This window comes from Pseudomonas sp. (genome assembly GCF_040514055.1).
Classification (GTDB): domain Bacteria; phylum Pseudomonadota; class Gammaproteobacteria; order Pseudomonadales; family Pseudomonadaceae; genus Aquipseudomonas.
Genome location: NZ_JBEVDL010000026.1, coordinates 199,440 through 213,767, shown reverse-complemented (window position 1 = coordinate 213,767; position 14,328 = coordinate 199,440). Strand labels below are relative to the sequence as shown.

Sequence of the window (14,328 nt, the reverse complement as noted above, 5' to 3'; positions counted from 1 at the left end):
TCATGCTTTTACAGGAGAGTCCCATGCACTACCTCACCCCCGATCTGTGTGACGCCTACCCGGATGCGGTCCAGGTGGTCGAACCCATGTTCAGCAACTTCGGTGGCCGAGATTCCTTCGGCGGCGAAATCGTGACCATCAAGTGTTTCGAAGACAACTCGCTGGTCAAGGATCAGGTCGAGCTCGATGGTAAGGGCAAGGTACTGGTGGTCGACGGCGGCGGTTCGCTGCGCCGCGCCCTGTTGGGTGACATGCTCGCGGAAAAGGCTGCCCGCAATGGCTGGGAAGGGCTGGTGGTGTACGGCTGTATCCGCGACGTCGACGTGATCGCCCAGACCGACCTCGGTGTACAGGCACTGGCCAGTCATCCGATGAAGACCGAAAAGCGTGGCATCGGTGACCTGAATCTGGCCGTGACCTTCGCCGGCGTGACCTTCCGCCCTGGTCATTACCTGTACGCCGACAATAACGGCATTATCGTGTCGGCCGACCCCCTGACGATGCCCGAGTAACCTGACTGGCATCCAATTCCCGGCCTGGCATCACCCGGCCGGGTTTTTTCGCGCCCGCTATCCCTACGAGGAATCCTGATGCTCGAGCAAGACAATGCACAATGGGGGCTGGTGCATGCCTTTGTCCTGGACGGCAAGGGCGGCGCCCGTGCGCTGGCCCGCCAGCAGCTCGACGACCTGGCAATGTTGCCCGGTGAAAGCCTGTGGCTGCACTGGGACCGTGGCCATCCGCATGCCCAGGCCTGGCTGCGCGAGGCCAGTGGGCTGAGCCCCTTCAGTTGTGACCTGTTGCTGGAAGAAAATACCCGGCCACGCCTGCTGCCGTTACCGGATGAGAAATTGCTGTTGTTTTTGCGCGGGGTCAACCTCAACCCCGGCGCGGAGCCCGAGGACATGGTGTCGGTACGCATCTTCGCCGCGGCGCAGCGGGTGATTTCCCTGCGCCTGCGGCCGCTGCGGGCCACCGAGGAGCTGATCGAGCTACTGGCCAAGGGCCGTGGGCCAAAAACCGCGTCCGAGCTGATCCTGGCCCTGGCCGACTACCTGACCGACAAGGTCGATGCCCTGGTGAGCGAGCTGTCGGAGCTGGTCGATCAGGAAGAAGAGAAGGTCGACGCCGACGAGCATTATTCGCCCGAGCACGGCGCCTTGCTGCAGATGCGCCGTCGCGCCGCCAGCCTGCGCCGTTTCCTGGCCCCGCAGCGGGATATCTTTGCCCAGCTCACGCGCAACAAGCTGCCCTGGTTCGTCGACGACGATGCCGACTACTGGAACGAGCTGAACAACCGACTGACCCGCTACCTGGAAGAGCTGGAGTTGACGCGCGAGCGGGTGGGTTTGGTGCTGGAGTCCGAGCACCGCCGCATGAGCGAGCGAATGAACCGCATCATGTACCGGTTTGGCATCGTCACGGGGGTGTTCCTGCCCATGACCTTCGTCACCGGCCTGCTGGGCATCAATGTCGGCGGTATCCCGGGCTCCGAGAGCAACTATGGCTTTATGGTCGCCTGCTTAATCATGGGCGGCCTGGCGGTCGGCCAGTGGTGGCTGTTCCGGCGCTTGCGCTGGGTGTGAGCGGCTCCGGGGCAAAGGGCGTCCAGTCGCGATTGGCTGCACCCAATCGAGGCGGGTGTCGCAGTCGTTCGTTGCCCTGCCCGGGCGCCTCTCGGGCGTGGTGCGGGCGCAGGGCGATGGGCGCGCCTCGGCGGCCGTTGTGACTTGGCTGAAACTCGCCTCGTCTAGCCGTCACATCCCGTGAGGTGCGTATGCACGATCCGTTTGAAGAATCCCTGCGCGACTTGCTCAAATCGCCATCCTCCAGTCATGACGACGATGCTTGCCTGGGGCGCGTCCTGAAAACCGCCAACCGCCAGGTCGGGGCCGGCGACATGTTCAGCTTGATGGGCCATTGGCTCGACGCGCTGATGATGGCCCTTAATAATGGCTCGGCTCACGTCGCGCCGGTTTCACGCCGCAATTCAGCGGCCCGTTCTGCACAGAAGGTTGATTGAACATGGAACTCGATCCCTGGACTCAAAGTTTGGTAAGCGCCATGACGGCCCTGTGGACCAAGGTCGCCGGGTTCATACCCAACCTGTTCGTGGCCTTGATCCTGGTGTTGCTCGGGTTCGTGGTCGCCAAATTGCTCGATACGCTGATCTCCAAGCTGCTGGGTAAGGTGGGTCTCGATCGCCTGATGGCCGGCACCGGTTTGACCAAGCTGCTGGGGCGCGCGGGCATCCAGGTGCCGGTCTCGACCCTGATCGGTAAGATCATCTACTGGTTTATCCTGTTGATCTTTCTGGTGTCGGCCGCCGAATCACTGGGCCTGGAACGGGTCTCGGCGGCGCTGGACCGGGTGGCATTGTACTTGCCGAAAGTCTTCGGTGCGGCGCTGGTGCTGTTGGCCGGCGTGCTGTTGGCGCAGCTGTTCAGTGGTCTGGTGCGCGGCGCGGCCGAAAGCGTCGGGCTTGACTACGCCCACGGCCTGGGCCGCATGGCCCAGGTGTTGGTGATCGTGATCAGCATCTCGGTGGCTATCGGTCTGCTGGAGATCAAGACCGACCTGTTGAACTACATCATCGCCATTGTGCTTATTTCGGTCGGCGTGGCGGTAGCCCTGGCCTTGGGCCTGGGCAGTCGAGAAATCGCCGGCCAGATTCTGGCCGGCATCTATGTACGTGAGCTGTACGAAGTCGGACAGGAAGTCAGGTTGGGGGCACTGGAAGGACAGATCGAGGAGATCGGCACGGTCAAAACCACCTTGCTGACGGCCGACGGCGAATTGGTGTCGGTAGCCAACCGTATGCTGCTCGAGCAACAGGTGAGCAGCCGCTAAGGCGCTAATCCCTGCTACTGTAGGCCGCCTTATCGCCCGACGTGTCGGGCGTTGGCGGCTATTCACCTGACTGTCGGCCTGATTCGTTTTGAACAAAGCCCAATCGCTGTCCTTGCGCTACGACCCTCGCGAACTCTCGGATGAAGAGTTGGTGGCGCGTGCGCACGCCGAACTGTTTCACGTCACCCGTGCCTACGAAGAGCTGATGCGGCGTTACCAGCGCACGCTGTTCAACGTCTGTGCCCGCTACCTGGGCAACGACCGTGACGCCGATGACGTCTGCCAGGAGGTCATGCTCAAAGTGCTCTATGGCCTGAAGAACTTCGAGGGCAAGTCGAAGTTCAAGACCTGGCTCTACAGCATTACTTATAACGAGTGCATCACCCAGTACCGCAAAGAGCGGCGCAAGCGCCGCCTGATGGACGCTCTCAGTCTGGATCCGCTGGAGGAGGCGACCGAGGAAAAACCGGTGCTGCTCACTGAGCCTGCGGGGTTGGACCGTTGGTTGGTGCACGTCAATCCCATCGACCGGGAGATTCTGGTCCTGCGTTTTGTCGCCGAGCTGGAGTTCCAGGAAATCGCCGACATCATGCATATGGGCCTGAGCGCGACTAAAATGCGCTATAAACGCGCACTTGACCGCTTGCGCGAGAAATTTTCCGACAGCGCCGAAACTTAGTTAGGCGAAATACCTCTAACAAATCGGCTAGTTCTGATAGAATTAAAAATTGAGTTGTCTTGCGTTAGTCAGACAGCTTAACTGATAACCAAGATGGGGATTTACGGATGAAATTGAAAAACACCTTAGGCGTTGTCATTGGCTCACTGCTGGCCACTTCCTCTCTCAGCGTGCTGGCCCAAGGCCAAGGCGCGGTCGAGGTGGAAGCGTTTGCCAAGCGTTCCTTCACTGAAAGCAATCGCGACGTTACCAACGGCAACCTGTTCGGCGGCAGCCTCGGTTACTACCTGACCGACGACGTTTCGCTGAACCTGTCCCATGGTGTTTACGAGAGCATCGAATCCGACCTGTTGCCAGGCGGTAGCGGTGAGAAGGAAATCGACGGTCACCTGAGCACCGTTGAAGCCCTGTACCACTTCGGTACCCCCGGCGCGCAAAGCCTGCGTCCTTACGTGTCTGCTGGTTTCGGCCATCAGTCGCTGGACAATACCGCCGAGCGCGGCAAGGACAAGACCACCTTCGCCATGGTCGGTACCGGCGTGAAGTACTACTTCAATGAAGTGTTCTTCGCCAAAGCCGGCGTTGACGTCCTGCACAGCCTGGATACTGAACAGACCGAATGGCAAGCGGGCGTTGGTGTTGGCCTGAACTTCGGTGGCAACACCAAGCAAGTGGCTGAAACCGTCGAAGCTGCTCCAGAGCCTACTCCTGAGCCAGTGGTTGCTGAAGAACCGGCTGAAGTGGTTCGTGTCGAGTTGGATGTGAAATTCGACTTCGACAAGTCCAAGGTCAAGGAAGAAAGCTACGGCGACATCAAGAGCCTGGCTGATTTCATGAAGCAATACCCGCAAACCAACACCACTGTTGAAGGTCACACCGACGCCGTCGGTACTGACGCTTACAACCAGGGCCTGTCCGAGCGCCGTGCTAACGCCGTGCGTGAAGTGCTGGTCAATCAGTACGGTGTTGAAGGCGAGCGCGTCAACTCCGTTGGCTACGGCGAATCCCGCCCGGTTGCCGACAATGCCACTGCTGACGGCCGTGCCGTCAACCGTCGCGTAGAAGCTGAAGTAGAAGCTCAAGCCAAGTAATGGTTTGACTGCTGCACAAAAAACCCGGCTTCGGCCGGGTTTTTTGCATTCTGGCATCGGACATGTGTCTGGCGAAAAAAAACCCGGCACGAAGGCCGGGCAAAAACTCCGCAGGAGCGAAGGGGGGTCAGCCGTACTGGACGATCGGCAGTACCTGAGCGCCTGCGGCGACCTCACCGATTATCAGGATGGCTGGACTCTTGAGGCCAAATGCCAGGGCCTCGCCGTGCATGGTCGCCAGGGTGCTGCGGCAATCGCGCTGTTGGGGTAACGAGGCATTCTCGATCATTGCCACCGGGGTGGAGGCGGGAAGGCCGCCGGCCAGCAGGCCGTCGCGGATATCGGCCAGTTTCGCCACGCCCATGTACACCACCAGGGTCGTGCCGCCCTGGGCCAGGGCCGACCAATTGACCGGGCTGTCATCCTGGGTATGTGCGGTCACCAGGGTCACGCCTCGGGCCACGCCGCGCAGCGTCAACGGGATACCACATTGGGTGGCGCCGGCCAGGCCGGCGGTGATGCCGTTGACCAGCTCGACCTCGATGCCGTGCAGCTTGAGCCAGTCGGCCTCTTCGCTACCGCGGCCGAAAATGCAGGGGTCGCCGCCCTTGAGGCGCACCACGACTTTGCCCTGGCGGGCATAACGCAACATCAGGCGATGGATAAACGCCTGAGGCGTGGAGCGGCAGCCTCCGCGCTTGCCGACCGCAATGATTCGCGCGTCCGGGCAATGTTCGAGCACGGCGGGATTGACCAGATCGTCGATCATCACCACCTGTGCCTGGTGCATGGCGCGGACCGCCTTGAGCGTCAGCAATTCGGGATCGCCAGGACCCGCACCCACCAACCAGACTTTTGCACTCATTCCAGGGATCTCCATCCAGGTTCGGGTCGCGGAGCAGGTGCTGCGCGTTTGCAGGGTCAGGCCGCTGGCAGCGCAACCGGGTACGTAGCCAGCAGACGTTTGATTTCCGGGACGCAGGAGCCGCACTGGGTGCCGCAACCCAGGCGGCGTTTCAGGCCGTCCAGGTCCAGGCCGGCGCCGATACCCGCGCACACCGCGGTTTCGGCGACGTTCATGCAGGTGCACAGGATCTTGCCACCGTGACCGCTCGCCCGGCCAGGCGGTGCGCTCAACGGGGCAAGTAACCAGCGCCGCAGTTCGGTGTCGATGGTGCCGTTCTGCCAAAGGCTCTTGAGCCAATCGCGGGCTGCGGTTTCGCCGGCCAGGCGGAGCGCGGTGATGCGCCCCTGCTCCAGACGCACGCGTTTGCCAATCGACTTGCGCGGATCGTCGTAGGCCATTACCGGTCCATTAGCGAGTCCCAGCCAGTGATCGATCTCGGCCAGCAGCGCTGGGCTCGGCGCCTGGCTGGCCGCCGCACGAATTAACAGGGCCGGACGCTCGCGTCCGCTCAGGCCGAAGCTGGCGTAGTCGAAGCCCTCACACAGCGGTCGCAGGCCTTCGAACAGCCGCTGCACGGGACCTTCGACCAAGGCGAACAAGTGCCAGGGCAGGGTCACTTTCGCGACCTCGACACTGGCATGTTTCAGCTCGGGTTGCTTGGACAGCGGGTCGTAGGCGGGCAGGGTCAACACGTTGGTGCCCAGGCCTTTAAGAAAGCGATCACCCCAATGCATCGGCAGGTAGGCCTGACCGGCCATGACGCCGCTGTCGGCGCGTACCGGCAGGATCAGGCGGCCACGCCGGCTGCTCACCTGGACCAGCTCACCGTCAAGCAGCTGGCGGCGCCGCAGCTCGTCCGGGTGCAGGCTCAACAGGGCTTCCTCGACATGGCCGAACAGACGGGCGGCCGTGCCGGTGCGGCTCATCCCGTGCCATTGGTCGCGCAACCGACCGGTGTTGAGGGTCAGCGGGTACTGGGTATCGCTGAGCTCCTGAGGCGCCTGGTAGGCATCGGCGATAAAGCGCGCGCGACCCGAGGGATGGGCGAAGCGTCCATCGCCATACAGGCGCGGCGTGCCGCGCGGTGCGCCGAGGGGAAACGGCCATTGTTGCGGGCCGTCACGGTCGAGCAGGGCATAACTCAGGCCGCAGAGGTCGAGATCGCGGCCCTCGGTCAGTCCCTTGTATTCCTCGAACAGCGCCTGCGCACTGTCGAACTCGAACAGGTCCGGGTGGCTGTGGGGGAGTCGGGCCTGCAGGCGGCGGGCGAAGTCGCAGGTGATGGCCCAATCTGCCCGGGCTTCACCCGGTGCGGGGATCGCACGCCGGACATGGCTGACACGGCGCTCGGAGTTGGTGACCGTGCCTTCCTTTTCACCCCAGCTGGCGGCGGGCAGCAGCAGGTCGGCGTAGCGGCAGGTCTCGGTGGTGAAGAAGGCCTCCTGGACCACCACGAAAGGGCAGCGGCTTAAGGCCTCATGCACGCGGGTCTGGTCGGGCAGCGACTGTGCCGGGTTGGTACAGGCAATCCACAGCGCCTTGATGGTACCGGCGTGCACTGCGTCGAACAGTTCGATGGCGCTCAGCCCCGGGCGTTCGGACAGGCCGGGGACACCCCAATAGGCGGCTACCTCCGCGCGGTCCGTGGCGCTGGCCACCTCGCGGTGACCTGGCAGCAGATTGGCCAGGCTGCCGGTCTCGCGGCCGCCCATGGCGTTGGGCTGGCCAGTCAGTGAGAAAGGTCCGGCGCCGACCCGGCCGATTTGCCCGGTGGCCAGGTGCAGGTTGATCAGGGCGCTGTTTTTCGCCGAGCCGGCGCTGGACTGGTTCAGGCCCATGCACCACAACGAGAGGAAGCTCGGCGCGTTGCCGATCAGGCGGGCGCAGGCGTGCAAGGCCTCGACGCTGATGCCACACAGCTCGCTGACACGCTGCGGTGGGTAGTCGCGCACCAGGGCCTGCAAGGTGTCAAAGCCCTCGGTGTGGCTGTCGATAAAACGCCGATCGATCCAGCCCGCCTCCAGCAGTACAAAGAGCAGGCCATGAAACAGTGCCACATCACTGCCCGGCCGAATGGCCAGGTGCAGGTCGGCCAGCTCACAGGTGTCGGTGCGGCGCGGATCGATAACGATGACCTGCATGTCTGGTCGCTTGGCTTTGGCTTCTTCAAGGCGGCGGAAAAGAACGGGGTGGGCGAAGGCCGTGTTGCTGCCGACGATCAGCACGCAATCGCTTTGCTCCAGGTCCTCGTAATTGCAGGGCGGCGCATCGGCGCCCAGGCTGCGCTTGTAGCCCACCACCGCCGAGGACATGCACAGGCGCGAATTGCTGTCGATATTGTTGGTGCCCACCAGCGCCCGAGCCAGTTTGTTGAACGCGTAGTAGTCCTCGGTCAGCAACTGACCGGAGATATAGAACGCCACGCTGTCCGGGCCATGTTCGGCAATGGTCGCGGCGAACTGCTGCGCCGCGTGGTCCAGCGCACTGTCCCAGTCGCAGCGCGCACGGGCCAGGCCCTTGCCCAGGCGCAACTCGGGATACAGGGCGCGCGCGTCGAGGTCACCGGTCAGGTGCAAGGACGCACCCTTGCTGCAGAGTTTGCCGAAGTTGGCCGGATGCTGCGGGTCTCCGCGCACGTCCAGGATATGCTCATCGTCATGTTCGATCAGGACCCCGCAGCCCACGCCGCAGTAGCAGCAGGTCGAGGCAGTAATACGGCGTTCAGCGCTGGCTGACATGGGGCAGCTCCCGGAGTGAGAAATAGGGGGCAGGGTGCTGAGCAGGCGTCACAAGGCGACCTCTGCCATGGGCACCAGGCTCGGTTGCGGGGCTGGCCGGACCAGGGGCGTTGGCTCGGCGCTCAGCTCTGCGACGGCGGCCGCGCCGCTGCCCTCGGCGTCTGCGTCGGCGAGGCAGGCCTTGCCGAACATCAGCCGGTCACGGATTTGCGCGATATTCTGCTGTTCGCGCACCTGGTGGACGTACCAGCTGCCGTCGGCGGTGTCGCCGTACAGGCACGCGCCGACCAGCACGTCGTCCCTGATCACCAGCTTTTTGTACACACCGCCGATGGGGTCGGACAGGGTGATGGTTTCAGTGCCTTCGCCCCCCATAAATTCGCCGGCGGAAAACAGGTCGATGCCGGTGACCTTGAGTTTGGTCGAAGTCACCGAACCCGGGTAACGGGCGAAACCGAGCTGGGCCAGGTGGTTGGCGCAGACCTTGGCCTGTTCGAACAATGGAGCGACCAGGCCATACGCCGTGCCACGGTGGTTGGCGCATTCGCCGACGGCGTAGATCCGTGGATCATTGGTCTGCAGGGTGTCGTCGACCAGGACGCCGCGGTTGCAGGGCAGGCCGGCGCGTTGTGCCAGTTCGAAGTTAGGCCGGATACCGGCCGCCATCACCACCAGGTCCGCGGGGATCACTTCGTCGTCGGTAAAGCGCACGGCGCAGACCCGGCCGTCTTCGTTGCCGATCAGTTCGGCCGTGCTCTTGGCCAGCTTGAAGTGCAGGCCGCGCTGCTCCAGCGCGCGCTGCAGCAAGGTGGCGGCGGTCTGGTCCAGTTGACGCTCCATCAACCAGTCGCTGAGGTGCACCACGGTGACGTCCATGCCGCGCAGGCTCAGGCCATTGGCCGCCTCCAGGCCGAGCAGGCCGCCGCCGATCACCACGGCATGGCTATGGGTGGCGGCGGTGTCCATCATCATCTGGGTATCGGCCATGTCCCGGTAGCCGATCACGCCGGTCAGCCGGTTACCGGGCACCGGCAGCACAAAAGGCAGCGAGCCGGTCGCAATCAGCAAACGGTCGTATTCGGCACTGGAGCCGTCGTCGGCGATTACCTGGCGCTTGATCCGGTCGATGCTGACGACCTTGCGATTGAGCAATAGGCGTATACCGTGTTCGCTGTACCAGTTCAGGTCGTTGAGTACGATGTCGCTGAACTGCTGTTCGCCAGCCAGCACGGGCGATAACAGGATGCGGTTGTAGTTGGGGTGCGGCTCGGCGCCGAACACGGTGATCTGGTAGAGATCAGGGGCGAGCTTGAGCAGTTCCTCAAGGGTGCGTACACCGGCCATGCCATTGCCGATCACTACCAGTTTTAGCTTTTTCATAGCTGTCTCCGCGAGTCTGCGCGCCACGCTGCCGGGGCGCTGCGCCAAAAGCAACGCAACAAAAAAGGCGTCCCGCTGGTAAACCAGCGAGGACGCCTTTGTCCTGATCCCGCTCTTCGGGAAGCCGGGTCTTCTTCGTTGAAGGCCAGGCTCTATGTCATCTCCCTCTTACCAATGCAGTGTCCGTGCCAAGCCTGTTTATTATTGATTTATAAGGTTTTTTAAGGCTATTGATAGATATGGGAGGGAGGTGGATGCACTCGATTAAGGCAAGCTGCGCCGTTCCAGTGCGTGGTTTGACAGGTTACTTCAACAGCAGCAGCATCAATACTAGGTTGAGTGTCAGCGCCAGTAGCGCAAGGGTGCGCCACACTTTCAACGGTTCGCGCTCCAGCAAGGGCCGCAGCCGTTGAGGCGCGACTTGGCGGTCGCCCTGCTCAAGGCACAGGAGCCATTGTTCGGCGGTTTCAAAACGCTGCTGCGGGTCCGCGGCCACCGCCATGCCCAGGCACTCGTCCAGCCAGCCTGGCAAATCCGGGCGATAGCGGCTGGCCGCCACGGGTTGGCCGAAGCGGGGGTGCTGGAAGGCCTCGATTTCACCGTAAGGGTAGTGACCGGTGAGCAGGTAATAGAGGGTAACGCCCGCCGCGAACAGATCCTGCCGGGGGCTCGGCGGCGTGCCGGCAAAGGCTTCCGGGGCCAGATAGCTGGGGGTGCCGGGCAGGTCGTGGGGGCTGTCCTGGGACAGTCCAGGGCAATAGGCCAGACCAAAATCCAGCACCCGCAGTTCGCCATCCGCGCCCCACCAGAGGTTTTCCGGTTTGATGTCGCGGTGCAGGATATTGCGCCGGTGCAGCATGCCCAGCGCCTTGAGCAGTTGGCTGGCCAGGTTCAACCAGTCGGCCAGGCCCAGTGGCTGGCCCATTCGACGCTGAGCCTCCAGGGTCTGTCCGGGGTATTCGCGTTGCACGTAATACAGGTGCTGGCGTTCCGCCAGGGCGTGGACCTCGGGGAAGTGACGGCCGGCGACCCGGCGCAAAAACCACTCTTCCTGCAACAAGGCAGGGCCGGCCTGGGGTTCGTCGCGGCGGCTGTCGGGCAGCGTCTTGAGCAGCCAGGGACGATCCTGGGCATCGCGTACGCGGTACAGCAGCGATTGCCGGGATTCGCCCAGCACGCATTCAACCTGCCAGCCCTCGAACCGTTGTCCGGGGCGCAATTTGGGTGGCAATGGCCAGTGGGCCAGCGCAGCCAGGGTGTCGGCCAGCGCCTGGGTCGGCAATGCCTGGAGCTGCACCAGCAAGGCGCTGGCATTGTCCTGGCTGCCCGCCAGGTGCGCGGCGCTGACCAACGCCTGGGCAGCCGCGTTGGCGTCCGGTTCGTCGCGCAGGATGCGCTGGATGCCGTCGTCGCCGAGGGTGGCCCAAATACCGTCGCAAACCAGCAAGAAACTATCGCCTTCCTGCAGGTCGCCCTCCAGGTAATCCACCACCAAGTGCTGGTCCAGGCCCAGGGCCCGCTTAAGCACGTGCTGCATGCCCGGCTGGTCCCATACATGGTCTTCGGTCAGACGCTGCAGATGACCCTGTTGCCAGCGGTAGGCCCGGCAGTCGCCGACATGCGCGAGGGTGAAGCGTCGCCCGCGCAGGACCAGGGCGGTGAGGGTAGTCAGCAGCGGCTGACCGCCGCCATTGGCCTGCAGCCAGCGATTCTGTGCGCTCAACAGGCGGTCCAGGGATTGGGCCACGGCCCAGGTTTCCGGGGTCGCGTAGTAGTCCAGGGCCAGGGCCTGGACACTGGCCCGCGCCGCCAGGCCGCCGTCGGCGCACTGGCTGACACCGTCGGCGAGGGCGAACAGGTAGCCCTTGCTGGCGGCCAGGGCGGTAGCGGGGGTGGCCACCCGCAAGGCGTCCTGGTTTTCCGCCCGCGGGCCGGTGGCACTGGCTTCGCCAATACGCACGCGCAAGCTCATCGGCGAGCGTCCTCGTCGTGCCGGCGAATCACACCCGCGCGACCGTCATGGCCGCCGAACCCCAGGTGGTCCGCCAGCGCTGCTTGACCCCGTAGAGGCCAAACCAGGCGACAATGCCGAGGCTGGCAAACAGCCAGAGCCCCAGCTGATAGTCACCCGTATGCTGCTTGATGGCGCCCAAGCCGGCCGCCAGGAGAAAACCACCGATGCCCCCGGCCATGCCGATCAATCCGGTCATCACGCCAATTTCCTTGCGAAAGCGCTGAGGTACCAGTTGGAAGACCGCGCCGTTGCCGGCTCCGAGGCCAAGCATGGCGAGGACGAAAAGCGCCAGCGCCATGTTCACGTTAGGCAGGTTGAAGCCGACCGTGGCGATGCAGAGCGAGGCGATACCATACATTACCAGCAGCGAGCGGATGCCGCCGATGCGGTCGGCCAGGGCGCCGCCCAGTGGGCGCATCAGGCTGCCGGCGCAGACACAGGCGGCGGTGTAATAGCCGGCGGTCACCGGGCTCAGGCCGTACTGGTCGTTGAAGTAGCCCGGCAAGGCGCTGGCCAGGCCGATAAAGCCGCCGAAGGTCACGCTGTAGAACAGCATAAACCACCAGCTGTCCCGGTCGCCCAGGGCCTTCAGGTAGTCGGCCAGGGTCTTGGCCGGCGGACGGTCCGGTGCATTGCGCGCCAGCAGGGCGAACGCCAGCAGGGCCAGCAACAGCGGGATCAGCGCCCAACCGAACACGTTCTGCCAACCGAACACTGCCGCCAGGGCTGGTGCGAACAACGCCGCCAGCACCGTGCCGGAATTGCCCGCGCCAGCGATGCCCATGGCCGTGCCCTGATGTTGCGGTGGATACCACTGCGACGCCAGGGGCAGGGCGACGGCGAACGCGGCGCCGGCAAAGCCGAGAAACAGGCCCAGCAACAGCGCCTGTTCATAACTGTGCACGCCCAGGCGCCAGGCGCTGAACAGGGCGCCGATGACGATGACTTGACCGATCAGGCCGGCGGTTTTCGGCGACAGGCGATCGGCCAGCAATCCCATAAACAGGCGCAGAACGGCGCCCGCCAGAATCGGCGTGGCGACCATCAGGCCGCGCTGTTGGGTGGTCAGGTGCAGGTCGGTGGCAATTTGCACGCCCAGGGGGCCCAGCAGGTACCAGACCATAAAGCTCAGGTCGAAATAGAGAAAGGCCGCAAACAACGTGGGTGTGTGGCCGGACTTCCAGAAGCTTGTATTCATCGAGCACCTCGTCATCGCAAAAGGACCCGGCCGGTACCGGTGCGCCGTGGTCGTGGCACGGTGCGCCGATACGGTCCGGGAGACGCCGCGCGGTTGGCGCAGCGCCCTGAGGCCGAAGCCGCAGCGGGGTTGAACGGTAGGGCGCGGTATTCACGGATCCGCGCCCGGGCTGTAGTCAAAACAGAAAAACCAAAGCACAAAAAAACGTCGCGACACCGGGCTGCTCGGAAGCAGGGGTGAGCGCGACGTCGTTGTCGTAGAGGTGGCCGCCGCCGTTGGCAGCCTGAACCAGTGCAAAGCAATAGCCGAGCCAGGTTGCTCGACGTCGGCGGTGAGCGGTGTGTGGATCGGGCGGGCGGCCGCGCCATTGGCGCTGCAGGGCAGGGCCCGACGGGTGCTGGCCAGACGTCGAGGTGGCGGTGCCAGAGGCGGCGCGCGGGGGACGGCAAGGGTGACCGGCCAGGGACCTGGCACAAAACAGGGCGTCGATGGCGTCGGTTGCGCCTCGACGGTGCGCGTACTTAGGGGGCATTGAGACCCGGTACGCAGCGACGCGGCACGTGTGACGCCTGCCAACAGGCCCTAGGCAAGCGTGCGAGCTAGAGCGTTTTTACGACCGGTTCACGGAACTAAATCGCATATTCACACACCATAGACCTCGCCTTTTCGTTTGGACGCGACGAAATATAACCGGGTATGCGCAGCAAGGACGGCTGCCGTCGCCCACCCCGGGAGACCCGATGGGTCCCTGGCACCAGGGAGTTTTTATGATCGACCTTACTACTTTCAACCTGAGCATCCCCAGCCATACCTCCGCCACGCTGATCCAGACCGGACGCCTGAACAATGGCTATGAGAGCCAGTATTTTCGGCCCCAACCTGATGGCAGCATTGTCTTTTGGGTGCCTGTCACCGGCGCACTTAGCGACAGCGCCCGTTACCCGCGCACCGAGTTGCGCGAAACCCAGGCCGACGGCACCTTGAGCTACTGGAAGTTGCAGAGCTCCGACAGCTACCTGAATGCGGTGATGGCAGTGAATCAGGTACCGAGCAAGGGCAAGATCATCATCGGTCAGATTCACAGCAAGGACGAAGTCGGCAGCGAGAACGATCCCTTGCTCAAGCTGCAATATCACTACCTGCGCGGTGTCGGTCGGCTGGAGGCATTGCTGCGCAAACGCCCGGGCGATGCCGAGGTGCAGAACATCCTGCTGGCGGAAAACGTGCAGTTAGGGCAGCGCTTCAGCTATGAGTTGCGCGTCACCCCCAGTGGCAAATTGGGAATACAGGTGTCCAGTAAGGGTAAAGAGAGTTCGCACTACCAAGTGTTGAGTGGTTATTGGGGCAAGCAGCATCTCTACTTCAAAGCGGGTGCGTATATCCAGGACAATTACGGCTCGAGCCAGGAAGGAGGACGGGTGACGGTTTACAACCTGACCAGTCGCCATCGTTAAGCGGCGTCCAGGGCAGG

General features: G+C 63.4%; 11 protein-coding genes and 1 pseudogene. 7 read left to right on the top strand and 5 right to left on the bottom strand.

Going from position 1 to position 14,328, the window contains the following annotated elements; translation table 11 throughout:
• The first annotated feature begins 23 nt into the window (after positions 1 to 23).
• The 6 genes from rraA (at position 24) to ABWY06_RS06950 (ending at position 4,620) form a co-directional block, all read left to right on the top strand.
• Complete coding sequence (gene rraA / locus ABWY06_RS06975) at positions 24 to 512, top strand: ribonuclease E activity regulator RraA (RefSeq protein WP_353924833.1); 489 nt, start codon at positions 24 to 26, stop codon at positions 510 to 512.
• Between the two features lie 78 nt (positions 513 to 590).
• Positions 591 to 1,586 carry a divalent cation transporter CmaX gene (cmaX, locus tag ABWY06_RS06970; protein WP_353924832.1) on the top strand — a complete coding sequence of 332 codons (996 nt, stop codon included), beginning with the start codon at positions 591 to 593 and terminating at the stop codon, positions 1,584 to 1,586.
• 191 nt (positions 1,587 to 1,777) lie between these two features.
• Positions 1,778 to 2,023 (top strand): CrfX protein, encoded by a 246-nt coding sequence (locus ABWY06_RS06965; RefSeq protein WP_353924831.1) that lies wholly within the window; start codon positions 1,778 to 1,780, stop codon positions 2,021 to 2,023.
• Positions 2,024 to 2,025: 2 nt separating this feature from the next.
• Positions 2,026 to 2,850: a mechanosensitive ion channel family protein gene (locus tag ABWY06_RS06960; RefSeq protein WP_353924830.1), complete on the top strand. Its 825-nt coding sequence runs from the start codon at positions 2,026 to 2,028 to the stop codon at positions 2,848 to 2,850.
• 88 nt (positions 2,851 to 2,938) lie between these two features.
• Complete coding sequence (gene sigX, locus ABWY06_RS06955; RefSeq protein WP_353924829.1) at positions 2,939 to 3,529, top strand: RNA polymerase sigma factor SigX; 591 nt, start codon at positions 2,939 to 2,941, stop codon at positions 3,527 to 3,529.
• Between the two features lie 107 nt (positions 3,530 to 3,636).
• Complete coding sequence (locus ABWY06_RS06950; RefSeq protein ID WP_353924828.1) at positions 3,637 to 4,620, top strand: OmpA family protein; 984 nt, start codon at positions 3,637 to 3,639, stop codon at positions 4,618 to 4,620.
• A gap of 127 nt (positions 4,621 to 4,747) precedes the next feature.
• On the opposite strand, the gene cobA is transcribed toward ABWY06_RS06950, so the two are convergent.
• From cobA to ABWY06_RS06925, 5 genes and pseudogenes are all read right to left on the bottom strand, one after another.
• Entirely contained in the window at positions 4,748 to 5,485 is a 738-nt protein-coding gene (gene cobA, locus ABWY06_RS06945; RefSeq protein WP_353924827.1) for a uroporphyrinogen-III C-methyltransferase, read from the bottom strand.
• Between the two features lie 56 nt (positions 5,486 to 5,541).
• Positions 5,542 to 8,265 (bottom strand): nitrate reductase, encoded by a 2,724-nt coding sequence (locus ABWY06_RS06940; RefSeq protein WP_353924826.1) that lies wholly within the window; start codon positions 8,263 to 8,265, stop codon positions 5,542 to 5,544.
• A 114-nt stretch (positions 8,266 to 8,379) separates the two neighbouring features.
• Positions 8,380 to 9,645 (bottom strand): annotated as a pseudogene (locus ABWY06_RS06935) (NAD(P)/FAD-dependent oxidoreductase); the annotation flags it as partial.
• Between the two features lie 304 nt (positions 9,646 to 9,949).
• On the bottom strand, positions 9,950 to 11,617 hold the full coding sequence (locus ABWY06_RS06930) for a bifunctional protein-serine/threonine kinase/phosphatase (protein ID WP_353924825.1): 1,668 nt from the start codon (positions 11,615 to 11,617) through the stop codon (positions 9,950 to 9,952).
• 28 nt (positions 11,618 to 11,645) lie between these two features.
• A complete protein-coding gene (locus ABWY06_RS06925) occupies positions 11,646 to 12,857 on the bottom strand; it encodes a nitrate/nitrite transporter (RefSeq protein ID WP_353924824.1) in 1,212 nt (403 codons plus the stop codon).
• A 767-nt stretch (positions 12,858 to 13,624) separates the two neighbouring features.
• Here ABWY06_RS06925 and ABWY06_RS06920 point away from each other — a divergent pair.
• Complete coding sequence (locus ABWY06_RS06920) at positions 13,625 to 14,311, top strand: polysaccharide lyase family 7 protein (RefSeq protein ID WP_353924823.1); 687 nt, start codon at positions 13,625 to 13,627, stop codon at positions 14,309 to 14,311.
• The last annotated feature ends 17 nt before the right edge of the window (positions 14,312 to 14,328 follow it).

Bases quoted from the DNA above. Each gene is read 5' to 3' on its own strand.
- ABWY06_RS06925 (WP_353924824.1), bottom strand. From the start codon at position 12,857: ATGAATACAAGCTTCTGGAAGTCCGGCCACACACCCACGTTGTTTGCG.
- ABWY06_RS06930 (WP_353924825.1), bottom strand. From the start codon at position 11,617: ATGAGCTTGCGCGTGCGTATTGGCGAAGCCAGTGCCACCGGCCCGCGG.
- cmaX (WP_353924832.1), top strand. From the start codon at position 591: ATGCTCGAGCAAGACAATGCACAATGGGGGCTGGTGCATGCCTTTGTC.
- ABWY06_RS06940 (WP_353924826.1), bottom strand. From the start codon at position 8,265: ATGTCAGCCAGCGCTGAACGCCGTATTACTGCCTCGACCTGCTGCTAC.
- ABWY06_RS06920 (WP_353924823.1), top strand. From the start codon at position 13,625: ATGATCGACCTTACTACTTTCAACCTGAGCATCCCCAGCCATACCTCC.
- ABWY06_RS06965 (WP_353924831.1), top strand. From the start codon at position 1,778: ATGCACGATCCGTTTGAAGAATCCCTGCGCGACTTGCTCAAATCGCCA.
- rraA (WP_353924833.1), top strand. From the start codon at position 24: ATGCACTACCTCACCCCCGATCTGTGTGACGCCTACCCGGATGCGGTC.
- cobA (WP_353924827.1), bottom strand. From the start codon at position 5,485: ATGAGTGCAAAAGTCTGGTTGGTGGGTGCGGGTCCTGGCGATCCCGAA.
- ABWY06_RS06950 (WP_353924828.1), top strand. From the start codon at position 3,637: ATGAAATTGAAAAACACCTTAGGCGTTGTCATTGGCTCACTGCTGGCC.
- ABWY06_RS06960 (WP_353924830.1), top strand. From the start codon at position 2,026: ATGGAACTCGATCCCTGGACTCAAAGTTTGGTAAGCGCCATGACGGCC.